Origin of the sequence: Alteromonas gilva, assembly GCF_028595265.1 — a bacterium.
In the GTDB taxonomy this organism is placed as follows: domain Bacteria; phylum Pseudomonadota; class Gammaproteobacteria; order Enterobacterales; family Alteromonadaceae; genus Alteromonas; species Alteromonas gilva.
Map to the genome: position 1 here is coordinate 1,974,569 of NZ_JAQQXP010000001.1, position 26,293 is coordinate 2,000,861.

The 26,293-nt window shown below is 49.1% G+C and carries 23 protein-coding genes and 1 pseudogene; 9 read left to right on the forward strand and 15 right to left on the reverse strand.

Annotated elements, in window-relative coordinates:
• On the forward strand, positions 1–423 hold the full coding sequence (locus OIK42_RS08675; protein ID WP_273639760.1) for a DUF4826 family protein: 423 nt from the start codon (positions 1–3) through the stop codon (positions 421–423).
• Positions 424–448: 25 nt separating this feature from the next.
• On the opposite strand, the gene OIK42_RS08680 is transcribed toward OIK42_RS08675, so the two are convergent.
• The 7 genes and pseudogenes from OIK42_RS08680 to OIK42_RS08710 all read right to left on the reverse strand — a co-directional run.
• Positions 449–907: a GNAT family N-acetyltransferase gene (locus OIK42_RS08680; protein WP_273639762.1), complete on the reverse strand. Its 459-nt coding sequence runs from the start codon at positions 905–907 to the stop codon at positions 449–451.
• Positions 908–1,002: 95 nt separating this feature from the next.
• Positions 1,003–2,112: a cupin domain-containing protein gene (locus tag OIK42_RS08685; RefSeq protein ID WP_273639763.1), complete on the reverse strand. Its 1,110-nt coding sequence runs from the start codon at positions 2,110–2,112 to the stop codon at positions 1,003–1,005.
• A gap of 75 nt (positions 2,113–2,187) precedes the next feature.
• Positions 2,188–3,369 (reverse strand): adenylate/guanylate cyclase domain-containing protein, encoded by a 1,182-nt coding sequence (locus OIK42_RS08690; protein WP_273639764.1) that lies wholly within the window; start codon positions 3,367–3,369, stop codon positions 2,188–2,190.
• 42 nt (positions 3,370–3,411) lie between these two features.
• Positions 3,412–4,788, reverse strand: coding sequence for an adenylosuccinate lyase (purB, locus tag OIK42_RS08695; protein WP_273639766.1), 1,377 nt, complete (start codon positions 4,786–4,788; stop codon positions 3,412–3,414).
• Between the two features lie 14 nt (positions 4,789–4,802).
• Positions 4,803–5,429, reverse strand: coding sequence for a high frequency lysogenization protein HflD (gene hflD, locus OIK42_RS08700; RefSeq protein WP_273639768.1), 627 nt, complete (start codon positions 5,427–5,429; stop codon positions 4,803–4,805).
• A complete protein-coding gene (gene mnmA / locus OIK42_RS08705; protein WP_273639770.1) occupies positions 5,429–6,532 on the reverse strand; it encodes a tRNA 2-thiouridine(34) synthase MnmA in 1,104 nt (367 codons plus the stop codon). The genes hflD and mnmA overlap by 1 nt, the downstream gene beginning before the upstream one ends.
• Positions 6,533–6,818: 286 nt before the next feature.
• Positions 6,819–7,349 (reverse strand): annotated as a pseudogene (locus OIK42_RS08710) (pseudouridine synthase); the annotation flags it as partial.
• Positions 7,350–7,770: 421 nt separating this feature from the next.
• On the opposite strand from OIK42_RS08710, the gene OIK42_RS08715 reads away from it, so the two are divergent.
• The 5 genes from OIK42_RS08715 (at position 7,771) to OIK42_RS08735 (ending at position 16,600) form a co-directional block, all read left to right on the forward strand.
• Positions 7,771–9,996, forward strand: a complete 2,226-nt coding sequence (locus OIK42_RS08715) for an NADP-dependent isocitrate dehydrogenase (protein ID WP_273639772.1) — start codon at positions 7,771–7,773, stop codon at positions 9,994–9,996.
• Positions 9,997–10,448: 452 nt separating this feature from the next.
• Complete coding sequence (locus OIK42_RS08720; RefSeq protein WP_273639774.1) at positions 10,449–11,372, forward strand: hypothetical protein; 924 nt, start codon at positions 10,449–10,451, stop codon at positions 11,370–11,372.
• Between the two features lie 236 nt (positions 11,373–11,608).
• Complete coding sequence (locus OIK42_RS08725; RefSeq protein WP_273639776.1) at positions 11,609–14,908, forward strand: nSTAND1 domain-containing NTPase; 3,300 nt, start codon at positions 11,609–11,611, stop codon at positions 14,906–14,908.
• A gap of 5 nt (positions 14,909–14,913) precedes the next feature.
• A complete protein-coding gene (locus OIK42_RS08730; RefSeq protein WP_273639778.1) occupies positions 14,914–15,285 on the forward strand; it encodes a DP-EP family protein in 372 nt (123 codons plus the stop codon).
• A 253-nt stretch (positions 15,286–15,538) separates the two neighbouring features.
• Complete coding sequence (locus OIK42_RS08735; protein ID WP_273639780.1) at positions 15,539–16,600, forward strand: GGDEF domain-containing protein; 1,062 nt, start codon at positions 15,539–15,541, stop codon at positions 16,598–16,600.
• A gap of 83 nt (positions 16,601–16,683) precedes the next feature.
• Here OIK42_RS08735 and OIK42_RS08740 read toward each other — a convergent pair whose 3' ends face one another.
• Together OIK42_RS08740 and cspD are read right to left on the reverse strand one after the other, a co-directional pair.
• Positions 16,684–16,872 (reverse strand): hypothetical protein, encoded by a 189-nt coding sequence (locus tag OIK42_RS08740; RefSeq protein WP_273639782.1) that lies wholly within the window; start codon positions 16,870–16,872, stop codon positions 16,684–16,686.
• A gap of 120 nt (positions 16,873–16,992) precedes the next feature.
• Positions 16,993–17,211 carry a cold shock domain-containing protein CspD gene (gene cspD / locus OIK42_RS08745; protein WP_273639783.1) on the reverse strand — a complete coding sequence of 73 codons (219 nt, stop codon included), beginning with the start codon at positions 17,209–17,211 and terminating at the stop codon, positions 16,993–16,995.
• Positions 17,212–17,443: 232 nt separating this feature from the next.
• On the opposite strand from cspD, the gene clpS reads away from it, so the two are divergent.
• On the forward strand, positions 17,444–17,764 hold the full coding sequence (clpS, locus tag OIK42_RS08750; protein WP_273639784.1) for an ATP-dependent Clp protease adapter ClpS: 321 nt from the start codon (positions 17,444–17,446) through the stop codon (positions 17,762–17,764).
• A gap of 28 nt (positions 17,765–17,792) precedes the next feature.
• Positions 17,793–20,072, forward strand: a complete 2,280-nt coding sequence (gene clpA / locus OIK42_RS08755; RefSeq protein ID WP_273639785.1) for an ATP-dependent Clp protease ATP-binding subunit ClpA — start codon at positions 17,793–17,795, stop codon at positions 20,070–20,072.
• A 116-nt stretch (positions 20,073–20,188) separates the two neighbouring features.
• Here the strand turns inward: clpA and infA are convergent, their stop codons facing one another.
• The 4 genes from infA to trxB form a co-directional block, all read right to left on the reverse strand.
• A complete protein-coding gene (gene infA / locus OIK42_RS08760) occupies positions 20,189–20,407 on the reverse strand; it encodes a translation initiation factor IF-1 (RefSeq protein ID WP_014949333.1) in 219 nt (72 codons plus the stop codon).
• Between the two features lie 175 nt (positions 20,408–20,582).
• Positions 20,583–21,287 (reverse strand): arginyltransferase, encoded by a 705-nt coding sequence (locus OIK42_RS08765; RefSeq protein WP_273639806.1) that lies wholly within the window; start codon positions 21,285–21,287, stop codon positions 20,583–20,585.
• A complete protein-coding gene (aat, locus tag OIK42_RS08770) occupies positions 21,284–22,021 on the reverse strand; it encodes a leucyl/phenylalanyl-tRNA--protein transferase (RefSeq protein WP_273639808.1) in 738 nt (245 codons plus the stop codon). Before aat ends, OIK42_RS08765 begins: the two co-directional genes overlap by 4 nt.
• Before the next feature lie 49 nt (positions 22,022–22,070).
• Positions 22,071–23,024: a thioredoxin-disulfide reductase gene (gene trxB / locus OIK42_RS08775; protein ID WP_273639810.1), complete on the reverse strand. Its 954-nt coding sequence runs from the start codon at positions 23,022–23,024 to the stop codon at positions 22,071–22,073.
• Between the two features lie 374 nt (positions 23,025–23,398).
• On the opposite strand from trxB, the gene yfbV reads away from it, so the two are divergent.
• Entirely contained in the window at positions 23,399–23,845 is a 447-nt protein-coding gene (gene yfbV / locus OIK42_RS08780; protein ID WP_273639812.1) for a terminus macrodomain insulation protein YfbV, read from the forward strand.
• Positions 23,846–23,927: 82 nt separating this feature from the next.
• Here the strand turns inward: yfbV and OIK42_RS08785 are convergent, their stop codons facing one another.
• Together OIK42_RS08785 and sppA are read right to left on the reverse strand one after the other, a co-directional pair.
• Positions 23,928–24,416 carry a SprT family zinc-dependent metalloprotease gene (locus OIK42_RS08785; protein WP_273639814.1) on the reverse strand — a complete coding sequence of 163 codons (489 nt, stop codon included), beginning with the start codon at positions 24,414–24,416 and terminating at the stop codon, positions 23,928–23,930.
• The gene (gene sppA / locus OIK42_RS08790) at positions 24,413–26,287 is read right to left on the reverse strand and encodes a signal peptide peptidase SppA (RefSeq protein ID WP_273639816.1); all 1,875 of its coding nucleotides are present in this window, start codon (positions 26,285–26,287) and stop codon (positions 24,413–24,415) included. Before sppA ends, OIK42_RS08785 begins: the two co-directional genes overlap by 4 nt.
• Between the last annotated feature and the right edge of the window lie 6 nt (positions 26,288–26,293).

Sequence of the window (26,293 nt, forward strand, 5' to 3'; positions counted from 1 at the left end):
ATGACAGCAAATGCATTAACAGAAGAACAAATACAGGCCTGGGCCAGAGAGCAATTTCAGCGGGCGAATAAATTTCTTGCCGAACGCGGGATCGTATACGACAGCGTGTTTGCTGAAGATTGCCGTTATCTGGTGCCGTTTGTTGCGGTATGGAAAATTAAAGCGCTGGACAAACAGGTGTACTGGGTAATAACCGGCGACGTACCGCTGGACGTAACCTATTTTGACAGTGCTGACAACGCCCGTGAGGCGATGAAGTATTTCTCCATGCACTGGCAGCTCAAAGCAGAGAACCTGGAAGTGAATAATACCGCTAACGACAGCAGCCAAACCGAATACATCGAACTGCTGCGTACCAAGGCTGAGCAACTTTATGCACTGCAAGACAACGACGCTATGTGGGGAACAGGTAGCGCGAACTAGTGGTTAACGGCGCTGATGCTCCCCGTTAATGAATGTGCCTGACATCAGGGGCGTCAAACTGTTGTCTCTGGCAAACCATTTTCTGCATGGGGATTCCCGCTTCCATAAAGACGGGGCCAACAGGTTTGAACCCTTTTTGACGGTGATATTCAACACGATCCAGTGCCGACTGAACATGGATTTGCTCAATGTTTTGGCTGGTAGCCTGTTTGAGAAGTGCGGCGAAGAGGGTGTTGTATACCGAGGTGTTACGGTGTTTTGGCAGTACCGCTATACGGCCTATTTCACCATGCTGGGTTAACCGTGCCGTGGCGATAGGGTGATCGTCCTGACTCAACAACAAAACATGAAATGCTTTGTTGTCCAGTTCGTCGAATTCGGCGCTCTCCGGTAATCGCCATTCAAGCACAAATACCGCTTTGCGCAGCGACTTAAGCTGCGCCTGTGCCTCTTGCCAAAGCACACGCTGAACCTTATACGCCATTGCAGGCCTCCTCGATAAAGCCAATACTGACACGGGACTATACAGCGTATGATATAAACTAAACCTTGGTTGACAGCAGCGTAGTCATCGTAAATTTAATTATAATCCCAGTACCCCATATTTATCAGTGTAGTGAAAGTACAAAAAATATCCAGTTTGTCCGGGGCAGACGCCATATCACTGCGACTGACGGTGCTTTGGGCCATCAAGGTACGCATTACGCCATGGTTGTCGGGTGAAAATTTAACCGGTTCGCCATTCACAAAACACCAACCCGGATAATCGTCACAAAGAATTGGCCTGCAACCCGGACGCTTGTGTATTAAGCCATCATTATCAATATGTTGCTGAAGCTGTTCAGGTAAAAGCGCGGAGTCTGAATCAGGTTCAAGACCCTGATCGCTTAATAGTTTAAGCAGGGTAAAGGTAAAGCTGTTGTCGTCAATGGCGGTGTGTAACAGTTGTTTAAGCTGTGTGATTTCATCGGTGTTAATGCAAGGAGAGTCCTCGGTGGCCGCTCTTGAAGGGTCGCTGTAACGCAGGGGATCGCTGTCTGCAGATTGCAAATGCTCAGCCAGATAACCCGCCAACTGAGACTGATCCGGGGCTCTGAATCCAATGGAGTAGGTTAGCGCCGACTCAATGGTACTGCCATCGTGGGGCCAACCCGGTGGTATATATAAAATATCACCGCTGGTAAGCTCGCAGTCGATCACCGGTTCAAAGGGTTCAACCTGACACAGCCCGGCCGCGGGCTGCGTTGCCTTACTGCTTTGTGGACTGCCTACACGCCAACGTCTGCTGCCCTTTCCCTGTACTAAAAACACATCGTATTGATCGACATGTGGGCCAACACCGGCGCCTTCTACCGCGTAGCTAATCATTAAGTCATCAACACGCCAGTTGGGTATAAAATTAAACATCGTCATTAATTCGCTGGCGTCGTCAACAAGCTTATCGACGCCCTGGACTAATAACGTCCATTTGCCCTCACAGGCCGAAAAGTCCTCGAAGGGGCCCTGCACGACACTCCATTGATTGTTATGAAAGCGCACAATTCTGCTGTCTAAGTCCGGCTCCATCGCCAGGCCAGCCAGTTCGTTTTCGTCCAGTAGATCTGTAAAGCCGGGCAGGGCAGCGCGCAATACGCAGGGCTTTTTTTGCCAGTAGTCGCGCATAAATGAATCAGGGCAAATTGCTAACACGTCGGGATTCTCACTAGTAAAATTTAATCTGATTATACGCATTTCAACTTTTGTGTGCGCGCTTGTGTGGCGGGCTTATTGCGCCAGTTCAAAGCAATGTGTCAGATTAGGATGCTTGGCACTCGTTAACGGCTTTCGTGTAAGCACTGAATGCTCAGCCAAATACGCCATGGTATTCGGGCACAGCGAAATCACCCCTTGTGGTGATACCTGCTCGAGATAGGCGGCGATGTTAACGGTTTCTCCCCATACATCAAAAAAAGGTTTTTCAATACCAATAATGCCTGCGGTAACCGGCCCTGTGGCAATACCAATGCGTACTTTACAGTCCAGTTGCTTACGGTTACCGGCTTGTGACACAACCTTGAGTAACCCTCTGGCAAAGCGCAGCATTTCGTTGCAGCACTCGGTGACTGACGCCGGTTGCATGCCACACACAGCCATATATTGATCGCCATTGGTTTTTATTTTCTCAATAGCATGGCGCGTGGTCAGCGCATCGATAGCCGAATACAGAGCATTGAGGGCCTGCACTACCTGAGCATCACCCAGTTGCCGGTTTAATGCGGTGTAGCCGTGCAGATCGGCAAACAAGACACACATATGCGAATAGCGTTTGGTGGTGCCGCTGGCCCACAGCTCCCGTGGTTTATCCGGATTGTGCGGTAATAAAGAATGCAGCGTTGCCTGTGAGGTTTTATGTGCGCTACGCAGGTGTTGCCAGCGATCCATGGCCTGACGACGCAACACCGCATAGATAGCCAGGCACAGTCCACCCAGGGTGATGTCATTGGTGACAATTAAAATACTGGCAGGCTGGTTGGGCTGGTACTGACTGGCGCTACTTAATACAAATAGCAGTATCGCGCCGAGTAATGCGATCAGTTGAGCGCTTCTTTCCTGGCGGGTAAATACAAAACCGGTAATCACCACAGCCAGTAAGTAAAAATAGTGAATGTTACTCAGATCCGGCCATAACCAGCCGGTCCAGCACAGATAGCTGTAATAGAGAGTGAACAACACCAGTTTAAGAGACCGTAAACTCAGGCGCTGTTGCCAGGCAATAAGCAAAAACAACATGCCGAAATGGGCCAGCCAGTTGCAGTAACGCGCCGACCAGGGAGTGGCAAATAACCACAGTGCAGGTAGTTGCAGCAGGAGCGCTACGGTAAATAGCGTCAGCGTGAGGTGCAGGGTTAACCTGACATGCTCGCCGGTATGGCCAGGCACTGCTGGCTGAAAAAAAGAAAAGAACATGGTAACTCCGCAGCGACGGGAGTTACCAATCTTACCAACTGTTTATTCGCCGATTAACTGATCGACAAGCCGGATCGCATCGCCAATGTAGGCTTGCGGGGTGAGTTGTTTAAGCTGCGCCTTAGCTTCCTGTGGCATGTCCAGGTTATCGATAAATTCAGCGATGACCTCAGCATTGACCTTTTTACCGCGGGTAAGCTCTTTGAGCTTTTCATAGGGTTTTTCGATGCCGTATCGACGCATAACCGTCTGGATTGGCTCAGCGAGCAGTTCCCAGTTACTGTCGAGTTCATCAAGCAGGCTTTGTTCGTTGACTTCGAGTTTACTGATCCCTTTTAATGATGCCTGATAGGCGATCACTGCATAACCGACACCCACACCCAGATTACGCAGTACGGTTGAATCGGTCAGGTCGCGCTGCCAGCGCGAGATAGGCAGTTTTGCCGCCAGATGGTCGAAAATCGCGTTGGCAATACCAAGGTTACCTTCCGAGTTTTCAAAATCGATAGGGTTAACCTTATGCGGCATGGTAGATGAGCCAATTTCGCCGGCAACGGTTTTTTGCTTAAAGTGACCCAGCGCTATGTAGCCCCATAAATCACGGTCAAAGTCGATTAAGATGGTATTAAAGCGTGCGATGGCATCGAACAGCTCGGCGATATAGTCGTGCGGCTCAATTTGCGTGGTATAGGGATTCCAGCTGATCCCCAAACTGGTCACAAACTGCTCTGATACAGCATGCCAGTCGAGCTCAGGATAGGCCGACAGGTGCGCGTTGTAGTTACCTACCGCACCGTTGATTTTACCTAACAGGCTAACCGCAGCGATTTGATCGCGCTGACGCTGCAGACGCACGGCTACATTCGCCATTTCTTTACCCATGGTGGTGGGCGAGGCCGGCTGGCCGTGGGTGCGCGCCATCATCGGAATACTGCGGTATTGGCGGGCTAAATCCTTGATGGCGTTAATGAGCTTATCGCAATAGGGTAAAATGACCGTTTCACGCGCTTCACGGCACATCAGAGCGTGCGACAGGTTGTTGATATCCTCTGATGTACACGCAAAGTGAATAAATTCACTGATGGCGTTTAGTTCGCTGTTATCAACAACTTTTTCTTTTAAAAAGTACTCTACGGCTTTAACGTCGTGATTGGTTGTTCGCTCAATTTCTTTAATACGGCGTGCGTCGTCAACAGAAAACTCCGCCACAATAGTGTCGAGTAACTTGTTCGACTGTGGAGAAAATGCCGGTACTTCGGCGATGCCTTCCAGGCTCGATAGTTTTTGTAACCATCTTACTTCTACTTCAACCCGGTACTTTAGCAGTCCGTACTCACTAAAAATGCCGCGAAGTTCGCTGCTTTTAGCGGCATACCGACCATCGACCGGAGAAATCGCCGTTAACTGGGATAGTTCCACCTTGTGCTCCTCAATCAGTTCATTAATCTCAGCGCCTGTTGGGCACTGCGCAGAATAGCTTTACGTTTAAAAATAATTTGGCGTCGTTGCCCGCCTAATTGTCGCCATAATACCGCGGCTCTGACACCGGCTAACAGTATTGCCCGTACCCGGTGCTGATTAAGCGTCTGGCTCAGGCAGGCAGAGTTGCCGGCGATCTGAATTTTGGGAGCCAGAGGGCTGACGACGTCAGAATAAATACTCGCTAAGGACGCCAGTATTTGCGGACTTTCAAAATCGGTATGAGCTAACTGACGCTGCACGTGGGAAATACGCTCGCCTAATTCGTTCATGGCTTTTTTATGGCGGGCCAGTTTACGTTCGAGGCCCAGAATACTGGCGATATACCGGGTTAGTTCGGTATCTTTTTTCGAGCTGTGATCGCCTAACTGAGTAACGATAACCTGAAAACCGGTTTTAAGGTTATCCAACTGGCCAAATATTTGTTGCGTGGTGTCCGCGTCGGTTACCAGAATACTCGATAAACTGGCTTCCACGGCTTGTTTGTCGACGTCGCCGGTACGTGCAATCAACTGAACCAACCGAGCCGCCTGGCAAACGCCGGCCAGGCCAAGCTGTTGCTCTATATCTTTGTCTAACATTATCGTATATAGCTCTCAATAATACCGCCGCCGAGGCAAATTTCGTTATTGTAAAACACCGCTGACTGCCCCGGTGTGACGGCCTTTTGTGGCGAATCGAACATCACTTCCACCTGATCGTTGTCCAGAGGTGTAACCAGACAGGCAATATCCTGCTGTCGATAGCGTGTTTTTACCGCTGCCCGAAATGGCGCCGTGGGCATCGTGCGGTCAACCCAGTGCAACTGTTTGGCGATTAATCCTTTTGAATACAGGCGCGGGTGATCGGCGCCCTGGCCAACCACCAGAACATTGCGTTTTACATCTTTGTCTACTACATACCAGGGCTCATCGCCGTAGGCTTGCAGACCACCAATGTGTAAGCCCTTACGTTGTCCGAGCGTATGATACATAAGGCCTTCATGTTTGCCGATTTCCTCACCATCCGCGGTTTCGATAACACCGGGTTGAGCAGGTAAATACTGACTTAAGAAATCTTTGAACTTACGCTCGCCAATAAAACAAATACCGGTGCTGTCTTTTTTGTCATGGGTCACCAGGCCTTGCTGCTCGGCAATTTCCCGCACCCGGGGCTTTTCGATACTGCCCACCGGAAACAGGGTTTTAGCGACATGTTCTTCACCCAGGGTGTACAAAAAGTAGCTTTGGTCTTTATTGTTGTCCAGGCCGCGCAGCATTTGCCAGTGGCCATCGACTTCGCGACGCTGCACATAGTGACCGGTGGCGATATAGTCGGCGCCTAAGTCTTCGGCGGCATACTCAAGGAAGGCTTTAAACTTGATTTCCTTGTTGCACATAATATCGGGATTGGGCGTACGTCCGGCTTTATATTCTTCCAGAAAGTACTCAAATACATTGTCCCAGTATTCGGCAGCAAAGTTGATGGTATGCAGGAATATTCCCAGCTTGTCAGCGACAGCCTGAGCGTCGGCTAAGTCTTCTGCTGCGGCGCAATATTCATCGTTGTCGTCTTCTTCCCAGTTTTTCATAAACAGGCCTTCAACTTCATAGCCTTGCTGCAAAAGCAAATAAGCTGAAACGGAAGAATCCACACCACCGGACATACCGACGATGACTTTTTGTTTATGGGGCGTTTGTGACATTGGCTGGCTGCACACTCTCATGTTATTTACGGGGCGCGGATGTTACCAGAAAATGGCCCTTTTGGCACCAATTTAAGCGTAAATGTTAGTGCAAGATGAGCTTATATATGCCAAATATGGCCGTCCGCTTTACCAGACACTCAAACGCGAATAATATTTCGCCTGTTAATTAACTGCTACTTTTGCGGCGATTATCCTTTCGTGAGTGGCTAAAAGGCGCTTTTTTGCGCCGCAGACTGGCTGCTTTGTGGCCTTTGGGGGCAGGTTTAATGGCGGGCCCATCCATACAGGTATAGTCACCACTGGCAATGCCATCCAGTGTCCAGTTACCTACCCGGTAGCGTATTAACCGCAGCGTAGGGTGGCCGACATGAGCGGTCATACGTCGCACCTGACGATTGCGCCCTTCGGTAATAGTAATGCTAAGCCAGGTGGTAGGGATATTGGCGCGTTCGCGAATGGGCGGTGTCCGCGGCCACACATCAGGCGGGTCCATGCGGGTAACCAGGGCGGGCTGTGTCGGACCATCCTTAAGTATCACGCCCTCACATAATGCGGTGATGGCCGACTCCTCGACACTGCCTTCAACCTGTACCCAGTAAGTTTTACTGGTTTTGGCTTTAGGGCTGGTGAGTTGATGTTGCAGCGCGCCGTTGTTGGTCAATACCAACAGGCCTTCAGAGTCGCGATCGAGCCTGCCGGCAGCATACACATCGGGAATATCGATGAAATCTTTGAGAGTTTTACGCCCATCGCCATCGGTAAACTGCGATAACACCATAAAGGGTTTATTAAACAAAATGATCGTCGATGTCATAGTCTGACTGCCTGAATAAAATCCGTAATCAGCTTATCAAATTTGTAGTTTAAACACAGCGACAGGGTCTGATTCACTGCTAAAGGTATTTAGTTGGGTAATTAATGTGCAAAAAGCATCGTTAATTACCCATTTTTCTGTAATTAAGACAAAGGTATGACTTGTAACTGGTACGCTTGACCCTATACTAAAAGACTAAATGATTCATGTGCATTACATGGTCACCGTCAACCTGAAAAATTAGCGAATAAATTACTCGGTAACGTGAATACTGAGGTTTAGCGTGCGTGAATCAATACTCCCTCGGGTTGGCACATGTAGGTACGTAGGAAAGTCACGAACCGGTTTCTGCGGTGAACAGGCGACCGGAATTTGTTGAATGGAAAACTGCAGCCCGCTACTGCAACAATTGAGGTATATAATGACCAATCGTAAGTCTACAATAATCTATACTAAAACTGATGAAGCGCCAATGTTGGCGACATATTCGTTTCTGCCTATTATTCGCCGCTTCGCCAGCGAAGCAGATATCGATGTAGAAGTCAGTGATATTTCTCTGGCCGCCCGTGTGCTGTCTCTTTTCCCTGATTACTTGAGCGACGATCAGAAAATGGTTGATGCATTAAGCGAGCTGGGTGAGATGACCCAGGATCCGAATGCAAACATTATTAAGCTGCCAAACATCAGTGCTTCAATTCCTCAGTTGCGTGCGGCCATTAAAGAATTAAATGCGCTGGGCTTTAACGTCCCGCAGTTCCCGGAAGCGCCCTCCAGCGACGAAGAAAAAGAAATTCGTGAACGTTATGGCAAGGTACTGGGTTCTGCCGTTAACCCGGTACTGCGTGAAGGTAATTCAGACCGTCGCGCACCCACAGCCGTTAAGAACTACGCCAAAAAACACCCGCACAGCATGGGTGCCTGGAGTCAGGCTTCACAATCTCACGTTGCGCATATGCGTGGCGGCGATTTTTACTCTGCTGAAAAGTCGTTAACCGTAGAAAAAGACGGTTACGTTAGCATCGAATTTACCGGCAAGGATGGCAGCAAGAAAACCCTTAAGCCAAAAGTAGACTTACTGGCCGGTGAAGTCATCGACGGTATGTTTATGAGCAAAAAGGCGCTGTGTCAGTTCTTCGAAGAACAAATCGAAGATGCCAAGAACACCGGCGTTCTATTCTCATTACACGTAAAAGCCACCATGATGAAGGTGTCTCACCCCATCGTTTTTGGTCACTGCGTAAAAGTATTTTACAAAGAGCTGTTTGAAAAATACGGCGAGCTGTTTGATGAGCTGGGTGTTAATCCAAACAACGGTTTGGGTAGTGTTTATGACAAAATTTCGACCCTGCCAGAATCACAGCGCTCTGAGATAGAACGTGACATCAACAAATGTTACGCCGACCGTCCGCCACTGGCGATGGTAAACTCTGACAAAGGTATTTCTAACCTGCACGTGCCAAGCGACGTCATTGTTGATGCATCAATGCCGGCAATGATCCGTAATTCAGGGCAAATGTGGGGACCGGATGGAAAGTCTCACGACACCAAAGCGGTTATTCCGGAAAGTACTTACGCGACCATTTATCAGGAATGTATTAACTTCTGTAAAACCCATGGCGCGTTTGATCCAACAACAATGGGTACCGTGCCAAACGTTGGCTTAATGGCGCAAAAAGCTGAAGAGTACGGCTCGCACGACAAGACCTTTGAAATGGAAACCGATGGTACCGTACAAATTGTTGATCAGGACGGCAACGTACTGATTGAGCATGAAGTAGAAGAAGGCGATATCTGGCGTATGTGTCAGGCTAAAGACGCACCTATTCAGGACTGGGTAAAACTGGCTGTTACCCGTGCACGCCAGTCAGGCATGCCAACCGTATTCTGGTTAGATGACGAACGTGCCCACGATGCACAACTTATCAAGAAAGTTGAGAAGTATCTGAAAGATCACGACACAGATGGCCTGGACATTTCAATTATGTCACCGGTACGCGCTATTCGTTACTCAATGGAGCGTGCTATCCGCGGTTTGGATACCATCTCGGTAACCGGTAACGTTCTGCGTGACTACCTGACTGACCTGTTCCCAATCTTAGAGCTGGGTACCAGTGCGAAAATGCTGTCAATCGTGCCGCTGATGGCCGGTGGTGGCTTGTACGAAACGGGCGCGGGTGGTTCTGCACCGAAGCACGTACAGCAGTTTGTTGAAGAAGGTCACTTACGCTGGGATTCACTGGGTGAGTTTTTGGCACTGGCGGTATCGCTGGAAGATGTTGCTATTAAACACAGCAACGCCAAAGCCAAGCAACTGGCCGTCGCGCTGGACAAAGCCACCGAAGCGTTGCTTAACAACGGTAAATCACCACTGCGTAAAGCTGGTCAGTTGGATAACCGCGGCAGCCATGTTTATCTGGCCATGTACTGGGCTGAAGAACTTGCCAAGCAAACGGAGAACCCAGAGCTGGCAGCGCAGTTTGGACCGATTTACGACAAATTAGCCGCTAACATTGATACTATCATTGAAGAAATCAATGAAACCGAAGGCAAGCCTCAGGATATTGGTGGTTACTACCTGCCTGATGAAGCGAAAACTGCAGCGGCGATGCGCCCGAGCAAAACCTTTAACGAGATACTTGAAGCGTAATTCGCAACAGGTACTGAGTTAATAAAAACCGCCATGTGCCCAATGCCAGTCAGTTAACTACTGACTGGCATTTTCATTTCTAAACAGCCACATCAACAAGCCTAACGACCCATCGGGTAGCACTTTGTGAAATGTCAGATACATGAGAAACGGCTGGAATGTATTCAGCACAAGTATTCGTGCAAATAACCGGTATGCATGGAATCTGTAAGTTTAGTTTACCGTGAGGTTCGGGCTTGTCAGCATAGGTGCTCTCGCGAGCGAGTTATTAATTTGTGGGATTAATAATAAGCTGTTGGTAAAAAACTAACCGTTGCATACTGCTGTTGTGCTACCGGTAGCATTTTTTGTATCATGCTTACCATTAATACCGGTTGCGGGTGTCGAAGCACAGTTATCTAACATACTTCTTCGTATAGCCGGCAACGCTCCAACACAGAGGAATGCAAAGTATGGCGACTAACGAGACCTACCAGCGTGACGAAAAAAGTGGCAATGTGTGGTTATCGGCCAAACAGGCTGGTAACGAGACATTGCAGGATTACGGCCTGGTGCCCACGGTACTCGACTCTGAGCTTGCGGTCGGCGAAGCCATGCTGGCAGAGTTGAAAGCCACCGCAGCGTCGAAAACCGGTGATATTAATATTGCGTTACTGGGCGGGCGGGGCGCGCAGCAACTTCATCGCCTGTTAGGTGAAAAAGCAAAAAGTGACGAACTCGACTCTTTGCTCGCTCGCCTGAACGTGTTTACCCAGGATGCGCTGGCCCCCATGAAAATGGCCAATTGCTTGAGTTTTGTGCGCGACTTTGAGCGTATTCTGGGTGAGGCATTTTTTGCTAAAATCAAAAGCTTTACGCCGATGCAAACCGATACCGATGATCTGGAAGCGGGGCTTACCGACTACTTAAGTAAGCTCGATGCCTTAGGCGGCCTGGATATCTTTTTTATTGGTCATGGCCCCGAGGCGGAGCAGGCTTCGCATTTAGCCTACATTAAACCCCATTCAGGCGCGCAACCCCACCATGTAGCAGGGCTGATCCCCATATCGAGCAGTATTCTTGCTCACCATATCAGTAAATTTAAAGCCGGTGGTACGGCGGTTGACAGCCAGGACGAAAAGGAGTGCCGTGCAGCGCAGTTTATTCTTACCCTGGGGCCGGCTGCAATTTTAAGTGCCCGCAAAGTGGTTCAGTCGGTGGTGGACGCTGACACAGCGCCAGCTAAAGTTCAAACCTATGCCAGGGTGCTTAACACCACACTAAGCAGTGATAAACATGCATTGTTAGCACAACTGGATGCAAACCCGGGCCTGTGGCTGCGGTTGCACCCCAATAAGCACTCTTTTGTGTTGCCAAATGTAGGTGCAGGCAGTTAAGTGACGGGCCAGTGGTAATGTTAAGCCGGGAGAGTTTTCAGTGTTCCCGCAGATTGCCTGCTTGTTAATAGACATGCTAAACCAGGGCTTTATATAAGGCGTGAATGGCCGACAAGATTAGAGTATAGTCTTATTAACTAAGGTATTTACTAACCCTCGTCAGCTATCGCCATAGTCACTGATAATATTTTTATGATTATCACCTAATCGATAGTCAGCAGTAAGTCGGACAGCTTGTGGACACGAGTCAATTCTTTTTGGGAGACTGGCAGGTTTCGCCCTCCAGCAACAGCTTACGTTTAGGTAAAACGGTTAGTGTTGTTGAGCCTAAAGCCATGGATGTGCTGTTGCTGCTATGCCAACAGGCCGGTGAAGTGCTCAGTGCCGACACTATTATCCAGCAGTGCTGGGGCACCACAGACGTGGGTGATAACCCCATTCATAAAGCGATAACGCAACTGCGTAAAGCGCTCGGCGACAAAGCAACCAGTCCTATTTACATTGAAACCATTCGCAAGCGTGGCTACCGCGTCATTGCCGACGTGGTATTTCCAGAGGACGACTCCAGCCGCGCACAAAAAGCGCAGTGGCAGGGCGGGTCACCCTTTTTGGGTTTGCAGGCCTACAGTGAGAAAGACGCGGGCGTCTTTTTTGGACGGCAAAAACAGATCGCCGAGCTCCTGGGCCGAATTAATCATCAAATCGAGCAGGGGCGCGCCTTTACCTTGTTACTTGGGCCGAGCGGTTCGGGTAAGTCATCGCTCATTCATGCCGGTCTGATTCCGCGCCTGACCGATCCCAAAGGGGTGAACGGTATTCGGGTAATCAGCTACGCCACGGTTGATTTTGCCGACATTGACGCCGAGCGCTTGTGGCTGGATTTAGCCAGTCATTTACTCGATTGGGACATCGAAGGCGAACCGCTATTCTTTGAGCAAAGTGCCCAGCAGTTAGCGGTTGCCCTGCAAACTGATATGGCCTCAGTGTGCGAGCATTGCCAGAGTGTACTGAGCGCCTACGCGGAATTTGCTAAAATTGCTCATCCTCGTTTTATGCTGGTGCTTGATCGCCTCGAGGTGTTGCTCGATTCGCCGCAGTTTTCAGCTGCCGACCGCGAGCAATTGCTGCAACTGGCAGAGCAATTGGCCTGCAGCAATGCGGTGATAGTGTTAAGTGCCTGCCGAAACGACTTTTACCCCAAAATTGCCAACTTCCCGGTGTTACTTAAAGATAAAGCAAAAGGTGCGCACTTTGATTTAGCGCCGCCCAGCCCCTATGAATTAAGCCAGATGATTCGCTTACCGGCGATTGCAGCAGGGTTAACCTGGTCGAAAGACAATGCGCAGGGGGTTATGCTCGATGAGCTTATTACCATGGAAACAGCGAGTCATCCCGATGCATTGCCGCTACTCCAGTACACCTTGCAAGAACTTTATGTGCAGCGTGATGGGAATGAGCTGCAAATCAGTGTGTATAAATCGCTGGGCGGTATCGAAGGAGCCATTGGTCATAAAGCGGAACAGTTGTTTAAGGCCATGGACGCTGACAAGCAAAAAAATCTGCCGCAGATATTACTGTTACTGATTACCTTAAGCCCCGATGGCAATAACCTCACCAGCCGCACGGCCCGCTGGGATGAACTCAAAAATAAGCCGCAACGGGATTTCGTTCAGACGATGGTAGAAAACCGCCTGTTTGTGTCACATCTGCAGCATGACGAGCCGTGTTTCAGAGTGGCTCATGAGGCGTTATTGCGACGCTGGCCACGGGTACAGGAGTGGATAAACGCGCATCAGGACAGTCTGGCCATTAAAACAAGTTTGTTAAACCAGGCTGAGCAATGGTGCAACGAAAAACGCAATCCCGCTTATTTGCTCGCCGACGGCAAGCCGCTGCAGCAGGCTCTGGCACTGCGTGATCATTCCGGTTTGCATTTACAAGCCCAGGAGCTGGCGCTCATTAAGGCATCCCAGGCCAGGGCCAGCAACATACGCTGGTTAAAGCGCGCCACCATGGGAATGCTTATGGTACTTACCATTATGGCGGTATTTTTTAGTTTACAGAGTCAGCATGCCCAGCAACTGGCAGAGGCAAAACGGCAGGAAGCCGAAAGCCTGTTGGGCTTTATGGTTGGCGAGTTTGCCGATAAATTGCGCAGTGTAGGTAGAATGGATTTGCTTGATGGGATCAGCAATAAAGCCATGGAATATTTTGCTACTGCAGATCAGCAGGAAAACCCTGCAAATTGGTGGCTGACAGGCTCTGCAGAGCGTAGTTTTAAGGCCCGTTTTCAGCAGGCGTTAACACTGCAGGCGCTGGCAGAAGTTGCCTATTCCCGCGATAAGTTAGATGAAGCTGCTACCGGCTTTACTGAAGCCCATGAGCAAATGCAGGCGTTGCTGGCGATTGCGCCTGAAAACGTGGAACTGGTAAAAATGCTTGGCGTTAATGCGTTCTGGCGGGGGCAATTAGATTACAATGCCAGCCGCTGGCAGGGGGCCGAAGCCGGATTTACCGATTACCTGACATACAGTCAGCAATTGTTGGCACTGGAGCCGGATAACCCTGAGGCCATTACTGAACTGTCGTATGCGCATAATTCACTTGGTTCACTGGCGCTTGAGAGACTGCAATATCAAAAGGCCCTGACTGCCTTTGAGCATTCTTTAAAACTTAAAAAACAGGTATTGACAGTTCAGCCAGATAATACCTTATTAAAAACCGACATCGCCGATACTTACTCGTGGTTGGCTACCGCGAGCAACCATCTTGGTCAGTACCGTGCGGCGCGCAAACACGCCCAACAAGGGCAAAGGATATTACAAAAATTACTCGATGCAGAGCCAACTAATCCTTACATGCTGGAAAGTCTGGCCTTCATGCTACTTCGAGAGGCTAATTTGTTGATTCGGCACAACGAATTAGCCAGTGCCGCGACTAAAGCCGTCGAGGCCCATCAACTTTTTGAGCTATTAGTTGCCCAGGACCCAGACAACACTTTGTGGCAGCGGGCTAAAGCCCGACAGCAGATGAAAATGCTTCGCATAAACCGTTTACTGCCTGCTGATGAGCGCGTTTTTACTGACAATGAAGAACAGGCATTGCTTGAAAACCTGTTGGCGGTAGCCCGTGATGACGCCCGGGTAACGGTTGATTACGCCGATTACCTGCAGTTAACCGGTAATTGGGCCATGAGCGACAAGGTTATTACCCGGCTAGGGCAACAGTTAGCCCAGCAAAATACCGCTCAGCAAAATGCCAGCAGACGGCTTTTACACAGCAAATATTACCTGTTAAAGGCAGCAGGTTTTGCCCATGATAACGAAGACACTCTGCAGCAGCAGGCCTGTGTACAGGCCGAAAAAGTGCTTGCCCCGGTGCTGGAATACAGCTTAGATTTAGAAATTCTTACCGCTTATGTTACGGCGGTAACCTGCGCTGAACTCACTGTTGATATCAGTCAATATTTAACAGTAATAGAGCGAGAAGAACTTTCTTTAAACACATACCCATTATTAACAAGACAAGGAGAATAATAACTATGTCAGTAGCCCCTGCGTTTAATTTTACGGTGGCAGTTAACATTAACGAAGTGCCGCCAGTGTTTACCATTTATGATGATAAGCACCACGTTACTAACAAACCTATTCAAGTAACTCAGCCCAATACCACCATTACCTATCAGCTTATTGATAACACCGATGAGTTGGTTTTCGTGGACCCGCTTATTAACCACGATCCGCACCATGATCTTACCTATAACATTGCCGATGATGGCCAGACGATAACCTTTACCGACAGTGATGCAGACAACGAAACCATTTGTATGCAGTTGCAGGTTATTCAGTCGACGACTCCTGCTAAGATTTATACCAGCCCGGATCCGCAGATTCGAAACCGCAAGGAGTCTTAACTGATTAGCACGGCGCATTTATATGTGCCTTTTGCGCTCCTAACGCGATGTAAATGCGTTTGCATCGCGTTACAACGGTTGTTAATTTGACTTACTGCCTCGTGTTTATCCCCTCGCAACCCACTAAATACTTTATATAAATCAGTGCCCTATAAATAGAAGATTACCGGAAGGTTATTTTTAATCTGTTTCATTATTCTTTATCCCAGTTATTGGATTAAATCACTGCTGCACTGGCCGTTAAGGAATTTTAATGAGCACTATAAATACACCGATTGAGCAAACCTGGTCACAACGCTTTACTGCACTTAAAGAAAGCTTTATCAGCCCGCACAGTGGAGACCCTAAAACCAACAACTTGACGCGCGCTGCGCACGCGCTACCGGATAACCTGGTCGACACCATTGCCAATATCGAGAGCAAAAGCTCGTTGGCCCGCATTATTAACTTTGTGAGTGAAGGGATATTCTTTGTTAACGCGCGTGGGCAGATTACCCTCATCAACCATATTGCAGCGCGCTTGCTGGGAGAGCCTAAGGAGGCATTAATAGGACGCGAGCTAACGTCTTTTTTAACGGATCAGTATGTTAATGAATATTTGCATATGTTTGCCAAAATAGCTGTGGATAGCAGTATTCAGCTTAATCACGGGCCTAAAGAAGTGGCGCTTCAGCAACGCAGCGGTGATCTGCTGCCGGCGGATTTATCGTTGTCGTCACTGCCCGATGTTGCCGATACCGACGAGGCGGTGATCATTGGTGTGTTGCATGATCTGACCGCTCATCAGGCGGAATACGGCAAGCTTCGTCGTCAGGCTCGCACAGACTATCTTACCGGCATTGCCAATCGTCATGGCTTTGCAGAGTCGTTGGAGGCCAGCTGGAAAGAAGGGAGCCGCGAAGGGTATCCCTTGAGCCTGTTAATGATTGACGTGGATGAGTTTAAAGTGTTCAACGATGAACATGGCCATCTCATTGGTGATAAGTGCTTACAACTCATTGCCAGTACTATTGAACTGTGTTTGCCTGCCAGGGACTGCGTGGCGGCGCGATTTGGCGGCGAGGAATTTGCGGTGCTATTGCCACGCTGTTCAGCGCAGGTGGTGCAACTTATTGCCATCAGAATAAAACGTCACATTGGCGAACTTAAGTTCACCGACTTAGGCCTGCCAGCTACCGTAAATGTATCGGTAAGTATCGGGATTGCCAGTCAGCGCGACGGTGTTTATAAGTCGTCTGATGAGCTTATCGCTGCCGCCGATGGCGCTTTGTATATTGCTAAAAACAGTGGCCGTAATACAATAAGTGTTGCATAGCGCCCATGGGGTAGGGGCGAGAGCGTGTTTTTAACTGCCCCTTACCACCCTAAGCGAAGTGAGGGCAACCGGCAAACAGGGCGTTAGCGCATTTTAGTTTGCGCGGGCTGCCGTTTGGACGCTTTTTTAAAAATACCCAGCCAGAATGCCAGTTCCAGCAGCACCCCTAAGGCAATAAATGCCACGGCGCCAACGACGGTGCCAACCGCAACGCAAAGTATTGCCAGACAAAGTAAAGCACTGAGCATTAAAAACTTACCGGTGGGTGTCATATATCCTCGCTTACCTGCTTATATTGCGGGTGGTATCAGTACAACATATAAACAGGCCTTACTGTTTTAACAGTAAGGCCTGTTCCGTAATCTTTTCTGGGAATGTTCTGGAAAAAGTAACTAGCGTTCTTCGTCTTCGACGAGACCAATGTTTTCTGCATGCAGGCCTTTTGGCCCCTGCTGAACTTCATAGGTAACTTCCTGACCCGCTTTTAACGAACGGTAGCCTTCCATTTGTATTGTTGAGTAGTGTGCAAAAATATCTTCGCCGCCTTCCTCGGGAACAATAAATCCAAACCCTTTCGCGTTGTTAAACCATTTAACTTTGCCAACCGCCATACTTCGACTTCCTCTTAATCCTTGAACTAACGTGAAACTGCCCCCACAATACATTAAGGCATGGGACAGATGATGTCTTGTGCGTCACTCACAAAACATATTAAAACTGTAGATATTTTAACCGCATTATGCAAGTGCAATTTATGGTTTTAGTGATAAATGAATAGTAAAAAACCGCTATTAAATGGTAAAAAAGATCTAAAATTACTTGCAGACGCACTATGATTAAATTATGAGTAAAGGTAACGCCATTAGTATCGATAAAGAACGCCTACTCGAGAAGGAACGGCAAAAAACTGAACCGCCTCCGATGTATAAGGTCTTATTGAACAACGATGACTACACGCCAATGGATTTTGTAGTAGAGATTCTGTTGCGATTTTTCCAGATGGATGCTGAGAAAGCAAACCAACTTATGCTGACCGTGCACTACCGGGGCAAAGCAGTGTGTGGCATTTATACTGCTGAAATAGCAGAGACAAAAGTCATGCAGGTCAATCAATATGCCCGCAAACATCAACACCCGTTGATGTGCACAATGGAACAGGCGTGAGTCGTAAACTTAATAAGGGGCAAATTTTATGCTGAACAAAGAACTAGAGCAGACGCTGAACGAGGCTTTTGTATTTGCCAGGGAGCATCGTCATGAGTTTATGACGGTCGAACACCTGCTGCTTGCCTTGTTAGACAATGATGCTGCTCAGGAAGCCCTCAAAGCTTGTGGCGCAGACATTGATAATATCCGTGGTGAGCTGGTGGAGTTTGTGAAAGACACCACACCGTTAATTCTGGATGACCAGGCGAGCGAGCGTGAGACGCAGCCGACGCTGGGTTTTCAGCGCGTACTGCAACGCGCAGTATTCCACGTGCAGTCCTCGGGCAAAGAAGAAGTCACCGGGGCCAATGTACTTGTGGCCATTTTTAGCGAGCAGGAAAGCCAGGCCGTTTATATTTTAAAGAAATCAGACGTAACGCGTCTTGATGTGGTGAATTATATCAGCCACGGTGTGAGTAAGTCTGACGATGAAGAGCCGGAAGCCAACGAAGCCAGCGAAGAGCTCGGCGAGGGTGAGGAAGCCGGGTCGGCGCTATCTAAGTACGCGACCAACCTTAACCGTCAGGCGCAAGAGGGTAAAATTGACCCGCTGATAGGTCGTGACAGCGAATTAGAGCGCACAATTCAGATTTTATGCCGTCGCCGCAAGAATAACCCGTTATTAGTAGGCGAAGCCGGTGTGGGTAAAACTGCCATCGCCGAAGGGCTGGCTTATCGCATTGTTGAAGAACAAGTCCCCGATGTGATCAGTGAGTGCACGGTTTATTCCCTTGATCTGGGCGGCTTGCTGGCTGGTACCAAGTATCGCGGTGATTTTGAGAAACGCTTAAAGGGCATTTTGAAAGAACTGGCTAAAGATCAAAACGCCATTTTATTTATTGATGAAATCCACACCATTATTGGTGCTGGCGCGGCTTCTGGCGGCGTTATGGATGCCTCAAACCTGCTCAAACCCAAACTGAGTTCAGGTGAGTTGCGCTGTATTGGCTCCACCACGTATCAGGAATACCAGGGCATTTTCGAAAAAGACCGCGCGTTAGCACGGCGCTTCCAGAAAGTGGATGTTGCAGAGCCGAGTGTGACCGATACAACCAAAATTTTGCAGGGATTAAAGTCGCGCTACGAAGAGCATCACAGTGTGCGCTTTACGCAAAAAGCGTTAGCGGCGGCTGCCGAACTGTCGGCTAAGTATATCAATGAACGGCATTTGCCTGATAAAGCCATTGACGTGATGGATGAAGCCGGTGCCAGCCAGCGTTTACTGCCACAGTCAAAACGCAAAAAAGTGATCAATGTCGGCGAGATTGAGCAAATCATCGCAAAAATGGCGCGGATCCCGGAGAAGTCGGTATCAGCCTCTGACAAAGAAGTGCTTAAAAACCTCGGCCGTAACCTTAAAATGGTGGTGTTTGGCCAGGATAAAGCCATTGAAACGCTCTCTGATGCGATTCACCTGTCGCGCGCAGGCCTTGGCAGCGAACAAAAGCCTATCGGTAACTTCTTATTTGCCGGTCCAACAGGGGTAGGTAAAACTGAGGTAACCCAACAACTGGCCAAAATAATGGGCGTGGAGTTGGTGCGTTTCGATATGTCTGAGTACATGGAACGCCACGCTGTGAGCCGTTTAATTGGTGCTCCTCCTGGCTATGTAGGTTTTGATCAGGGTGGCTTGCTCACCGATGCCGTTATAAAGCATCCGTATTCGGTAGTGCTGCTTGATGAAATTGAAAAGGCCCACAGCGACATTTACAACATTTTGTTGCAGGTGATGGATCACGGTACGCTGACCGACAACAACGGCCGTAAGGTTGATTTTCGTAACGTGGTACTGGTGATGACAACCAATGCCGGCGTGCAGGAAACCACCCGCACGTCGATTGGGTTTAAACAACAGGATCACAGTCACGATGCGCGGGCAGAGATCAACAAGGTATTTTCACCGGAGTTCAGAAACCGCCTTGACTCGATAATCTGGTTTAATCACCTCGACAGCGACGTTATTTTGCAGGTGGTCGATAAGTTTATTATTGAACTGCAGGCCCAGCTGGATACCAAAGGCGTATCACTCGAAGTGTCCCCGGCGGCTCGTGCCCACCTGGCCGAAAAAGGCTACGACAAGTCTATGGGCGCGCGCCCTATGGCACGAGTGATTCAGGAGTCACTGAAAAAAGAACTGGCTAATGAGCTACTGTTTGGCAAGTTAAGCAAAGGTGGTGATGTACGCATTGACCTGCAAGACGATAAGCTGGTATTTGAGTACAACTCGGAAGATACCGTGGCCTCGGCTGCAGAGTCATCTGACTAGTCTGCCTTGATAACGGACTAATCAAAGCTCATTAAAAAACCCGGGTAGCCTAAGCTACCCGGGTTTTTTATGCTTAACACATTATCGCGTAAGCTGGCGGATTTCCGCGTAGTTAATTAGCGCGCGCGATAAACAATACGACCTTTAGTCAGGTCATAAGGTGTCATTTCTACAGTCACTTTGTCGCCGGTCAGAATGCGGATATAGTTTTTACGCATTTTTCCTGAAATATGCGCTGTCACAACGTGACCGTTTTCTAATTCTACTCGGAACATGGTATTTGGCAGGGTATCTAATACCGTACCTTCCATTTCTATACAATCTTCTTTCGCCATCTAAAGCAATAACCTCAATTAGTCAAATTTTTCGCCGCGCAGACATTAACCAATTCACTGATAGTTGTAAAGCGTTAAATAGCCTTTTATCCATATACCGGGCAATATCACTGCAGATTGATGGTTCAATGAACAGTTAGCAACGCATTTGCGATGAGGCGCACCTTAACCGCTATTACTTATCGTAGCGATGCCACTCGTAATCGAAATAACGCTCGTGGGGGTAAAAACGATTCTTGTAGTTCATTTTAGCGCAGGCATCAATCTGGTACCCCAGATAGAGGTACTGCCGGCCTTGCTGTTGGGTGTGATAGATTTGCTGCAGGATCATCCAGGTACCCAGCGACGCTTCCGTGTAGTCCGGATCAAAAAAGGTATACATCGCAGAAAACCCGCCGCCATTAATCAGACTATCGATTTTATCGGTAACCGCCACCGCAATAAGGGTATCGCCATCGTAGGCTTCGATAAACAGCGGCGTGTTCCACTCACATTGTAAAAAACTTAAAAACTGCTCCTCGCTGGGCGGATACATGGTGCCATCAGCATGGCGCTGTGAAATATACTTTTCATAGAGCGGGTAATACGCAGCGTTGATGGTGTCTGCGGTGGTGGTACGAAAGTGTTTGTTTTTATTTAGTAAACGACGCTGGCTGCGGCTGGGGGTAAATTCAGCCACGGGTAATCGTATGGATTGGCAGGCGGAGCAGCTGGCGCAGTGCGGGCGGTAAATTTGCTCACCACTGCGTCTGAAACCAGCCTGAATTAGCTGCGGATAATTCACCGCCGTGGTGTTGGTTTCGTCGACATACACCAATAACTGCTCTTGCCGGTCGGGCAGATAACTACAATCGAAGGGTCGGGTGATGCCAAATTTCATGGTGGACAGAGTTCGTTTGCTTGCCAGGTACTACTGTAATCTGAACAGATATAGCCTTCCCGATCAAGGGTCTGATTATTTTCACTAAGCCTGGCGATAAATGCGTCTCTGGATATGCTGCTTGCTCCCAGGCTCGATAAGTGCTCAGTAGGCATCTGGCAATCAATAAAGGCGCCATTGTGTTGCTGCATGTGCTGCACTAAAAACGCCAGCGCCAGCTTTGACGTATTGGGCCGGCAATGAAACATAGACTCACCGCAAAACACCTTACCGACGGCTACACCATAGAGGCCGCCGACAAGCTCGTTGTTATCCCATACTTCCACTGAATGGGCCAGGCCCAGGTCATGCAGGGCCTGATAGGCCGCGATCATCTCTTTGGTGATCCAGGTGGATGTCTGGCCATACTGCAGGCGTGGAATGTGCGCGCACTGGTCAATTACGCTGGCAAAGGCATGGTTGAGGGTAACCCGGTAGCGTTGCTGTCGGATCAGCTTTTTTAAGCTGCCGCTGATATGAAAGTTGTCGAGTTCGATAATTGCCCGCGGGGTGGGGCTCCACCACAATATGGGTTCACCGTCGCTAAACCATGGAAAAATGCCCTGTGAGTAGGCGCTTAAGAGTCTGCCGGGAGATAAGTCCGCACCGTAGGCGAGCAGTCCGTTGGGATCCTCTAAGGCAATATGGGGAGGCGGAAAAGGGCTGTCATTGTCAAGAAATGGCAAGGTTAACATGAGTAATACTCAGTTTGATCGGCGGGCCGGTCCGACCCGCCGCAATGATTTACTCCAGGGCGTCGAGGAAGCGCTCTGCATCGAGCGCCGCCATACAGCCTGTGCCGGCAGAGGTGATCGCCTGACGATAGATGTGGTCTGACACATCGCCGGCCGCAAATACGCCCGGTACGCTGGTTTGAGTAGCGTTACCCTGGGTACCGCTGTTAACCGTAATGTAGCCGTCTTTCATGTCTAATTCACCGGCAAAAATGTCGGTATTGGGTTTGTGGCCAATGGCGACAAACAAGCCCATTACGTCGAGTTCCTCGGTGACATCAGAATCGGTTGCTTTGATGCGCACACCGGTAACGCCCATTTCATCGCCAAGCACTTCATCGAGCGTGCGGTTAAGGTGCAATACCACATTACCGTTTTCGGCTTTGTCACGAAGTCTGTCAGCGAGGATTTTTTCGCTGCGGAATGAATCGCGGCGATGTATAACATGCACCTCAGAGGCAATGTTAGACAAATATAATGCTTCTTCCACGGCAGTGTTACCGCCGCCAATAACGGCTACTTTTTGATTGCGGTAAAAGAAACCGTCACAGGTTGCACAGGCAGACACACCTTTACCCATAAAGGCTTGCTCAGAAGGCAGACCAAGGTATTTCGCTGACGCGCCGGTTGCAATAATCAGGGCATCACAGGTGTAGGTGCCGTTATCGCCATGCAGGGTAAACGGGCGCTTACTCAGATCGGTCTTATTAATGTGATCAAAAATTATTTCAGTATTAAACTTCTCAGCGTGCTGCTGCATGCGTACCATTAAATCCGGACCTGTCAGGCCTTCCGGGTCGCCAGGCCAGTTTTCAACTTCGGTGGTAGTGGTAAGCTGTCCACCCTGTTGCATACCTGTAATAAGGGTAGGGGCCAGGTTAGCCCGGGCCGCATAAACAGCCGCAGTATAACCTGCCGGGCCAGAGCCAAGAATGAGTAGACGAACGTGTCTGCTTTCTGCCATGTTGTTCTCCAATTTTGCTCCGGTCGCAGCAGTTAGGGACCGGTACGTCTTAAGTGGTTCGTTAATACGTTAGGATATCAGTTTTTGTTTATCAGAGGATCGAATATCTGATGAGATTAACATCCGCTGCGCAGAAATTTATTAACCAGGTAAACCTATCTACGCATTAACAATTAGTTTGATGTTAACCATTGTGCGGCCGATTCAGGTACTTTCAATACTTGGCTGTGATATTATTACCGGTATTAGTCGTATACCAATAGATTAATTATCGCAAAACTGCGATTACAGACTATTCTTAGTAAACACAGAAGGCGTCATTTATGAGATGTCGCTCACAGGCCAACGGCCGGTAATTTTGAACGAGGTGTAACATGGCCCAGTCAGTACCCACCATTCTCAGGGATGGTCAGGAATATATGAAAACCTGGCCGCTGCGACGCGAGTTGTATTCACTGTTTCCGGATTGTCGGGTGGTCGCTGCTACTCGCTTCGCGGTGAAGTTTATGCCGCCAGCCGCAGTACTGGCCTGTGCAACCATGCTTAATACCTTTGGCACCGAGTACTTACCCCAGGCGCTAGCAATAGGTGCATTCTTTTTGAGCATGCCGATGCAAGGGTTGTTATGGTTAGGCAAGCGTTCCAATGAGACGCTTCCGCCTCAATTACGCAGCTGGTATCAGGAGATCCTTACCTCAATGCGGGCACAGGGGTGTGCAGTACAAAACCCGCAGCACAAACCTCGCTACCGCGAATTAGCGCGTCTGTTAAAAACTGCCTTTGACGATCTCGATAAGGCCTTTACACAGCAGTGGTTTTAACATTTATGAATGCTGAGCGGCGCCGGTAAAGCGTGAGTGCACACCGATAAAGCGATGCTAGTTTAGTTGTTCCTGCTAAGGTTTAACCCGCCGGTTTTAGTTGCTGTCTGCATTGCCTGCAAATATATTGTTTTTGGCCGCGCAACACCGCATTGTGGCGCCTGATACTCAGGGCAATGGGTCCGCAGGCACATTCATAGTCGGCGGTGCGCAATTTGAGTGGCGATAAATCAAAATCGTGGCGCGTTTCAGGCGCACACTTAAACACCTCACGCATAACGCTCTGCCATTCCTTGCCGTGGGGTTTCACCCGACCAAATAACTGAAAGACCAGCAAGTGACTCACTTCATGAGGAAGTACGTCACCAATAAAGGCGTCGCGGTTATGCTGCAACAACACCGGATTAAGGTTTATGCGATTTTGCTGCAGAAACGCCGTGCCGGCGTGGCGACCGCTGCGCCGGTATGTGAGTTCTGGCAGGGGAAAGTGTCGTTTAAAATACGCATTCGCCTCGGTGTAGAGTTCACCGAGGCGTTGCGATAATAACGCTTTGTCGGCTGAGTCGATCAACGGCTATCCGCAACCCGACAGCTTAAGCACAGCGTATACATATGCTGCGGATCGTTAAACGACGCCAACATGTCTACCTGCGCCATTGTTTCGCGCATGATGTCGGCTAACACGCCATCGGGTTGCGCAATGTTCATTTTTATTGCATAGATCACCGCCTGGCCAAAGAACTCTCTCCAGAACTGTTCTTTAGGGCTAAGCTTACGCGTGACATAAATGGTCTTGTAATTTTCGACTTCGGCTAATTCAGCTGCGGTCTTTACCGCATCATCCAGTGTACCTAAGGCGTCGACTAATCCCAGTTCCAGCGCGTCGGTGCCAATCCAAACCCGGCCCTGAGCAATTTCATCAACGGCATCGACACTCATGTCACGCTCATAGGCGACCAGGGTCAGAAATTCCTGGTATTTGCTCTCGATACTACGCTGTATTATTTTGCCATACAGCGGATCGAGACCTCGCAGCGGCGAGAAACCGGCCATCCCGGTAGTGCTGACACCGTCAGTATCAACGCCTAAATAATCGGCCGCATTTTCAAACGTCGGTAGGGTGGCAAATACGCCGATTGAGCCTGTTATGGTACTTGGGCTGGCAATAATTTTATCGGCGCTGGCAGAAATCCAGTAGCCGCCAGAGGCTGCATAGGTGTTCATTGATGCAACCACAGGTTTACCAGCCTGGCGTAAGTTAAGTACTTCCTGGCGGATGATTTCTGACGCCGATGCACTGCCGCCGGGTGAGTCAACCTGTAACACCACAGCTTTCACCGAGTCATCCAGACGCGCCTGGCGCAGCAGTGCAGCCGTGGTGTTGCCACCAATATTACCGGCTGATTGCTCACCATCCATAATAGTGCCTTTGGCGACAACAACGGCCACTTTATCACCAAGCGGTTCGACCATGGGCAGAGGCGGATTAATGACTTTGTTATAGTCGCGGAATGCGGTGTATTTAAAGCCCAGACGGTTATCTTCAGCGCCGACCAGATCGATAATCTCCTGACGAACTTCTTCGCGGGTTTTTATCGCATCCACCCAGCCTTTCTGAATGGCGTACTGGGCGGAGTCACCACCGGCTTGTTCAAAGTTAGCCAGCATAACATCCAGATCTTCGTCAAAATTATTGATGTCGACACCACGGGCCGCCGCCACGTCGGTTTTATACTGTTGCCAGTACTGATTTAACCAGCGCAGGTTCATTTCCTTCGCCGCGTCAGACATATCTTCACGAATAAAAGGCTCTACAGCCGACTTAAAGGTGCCGACTCTGAAAATATGCATATTGACTTTAAGCTTATCCAGCGCCCGCTTGAGGTACACACCGTAGTTGGCGTAGCCATCGATTGATACCCCACCTACCGGGTTTAGGTAGATATTATCGGCATGGGCGGCAATGTAGTATTGCGATTGCGTATAGTAATCACCAATGGCGATGACAGGTTTTTCTGATGTTTTAAAGTCATCAATGGCGTCGGTGATAGTGCGCAGCTTATTTAAACCACCACCGCGTAATCCTTGTAAATTAAGCACGACGGCTTTAATGCGCTTGTCGGCTTTGGCATTTTCGAGCACTTTGACCACGTCGCGCACCAGCACTTCAGGATTCTCCGGCTGCTCGTTCAACGCTTCCTGGAGAAATTGAGTAAAGGGATCTACGGCGGTTTTCTGGATCACCAGCGTACCATTTAAGGAAAGCACCAAGGCGCTGTCAGGTGTCACTTTCGGGCCTTCTTCATCCTGGCTGGCAATAACGATAATGCCGATGAAAATAACCAAAAAGACCACATTGAAAAATAACTTTCGACAAAAATTGAGTGCGGTCCATAACCCTACGAAGAGCGATTTGGTCCAACTTTTACTTTTTTCGGCCATACCTAC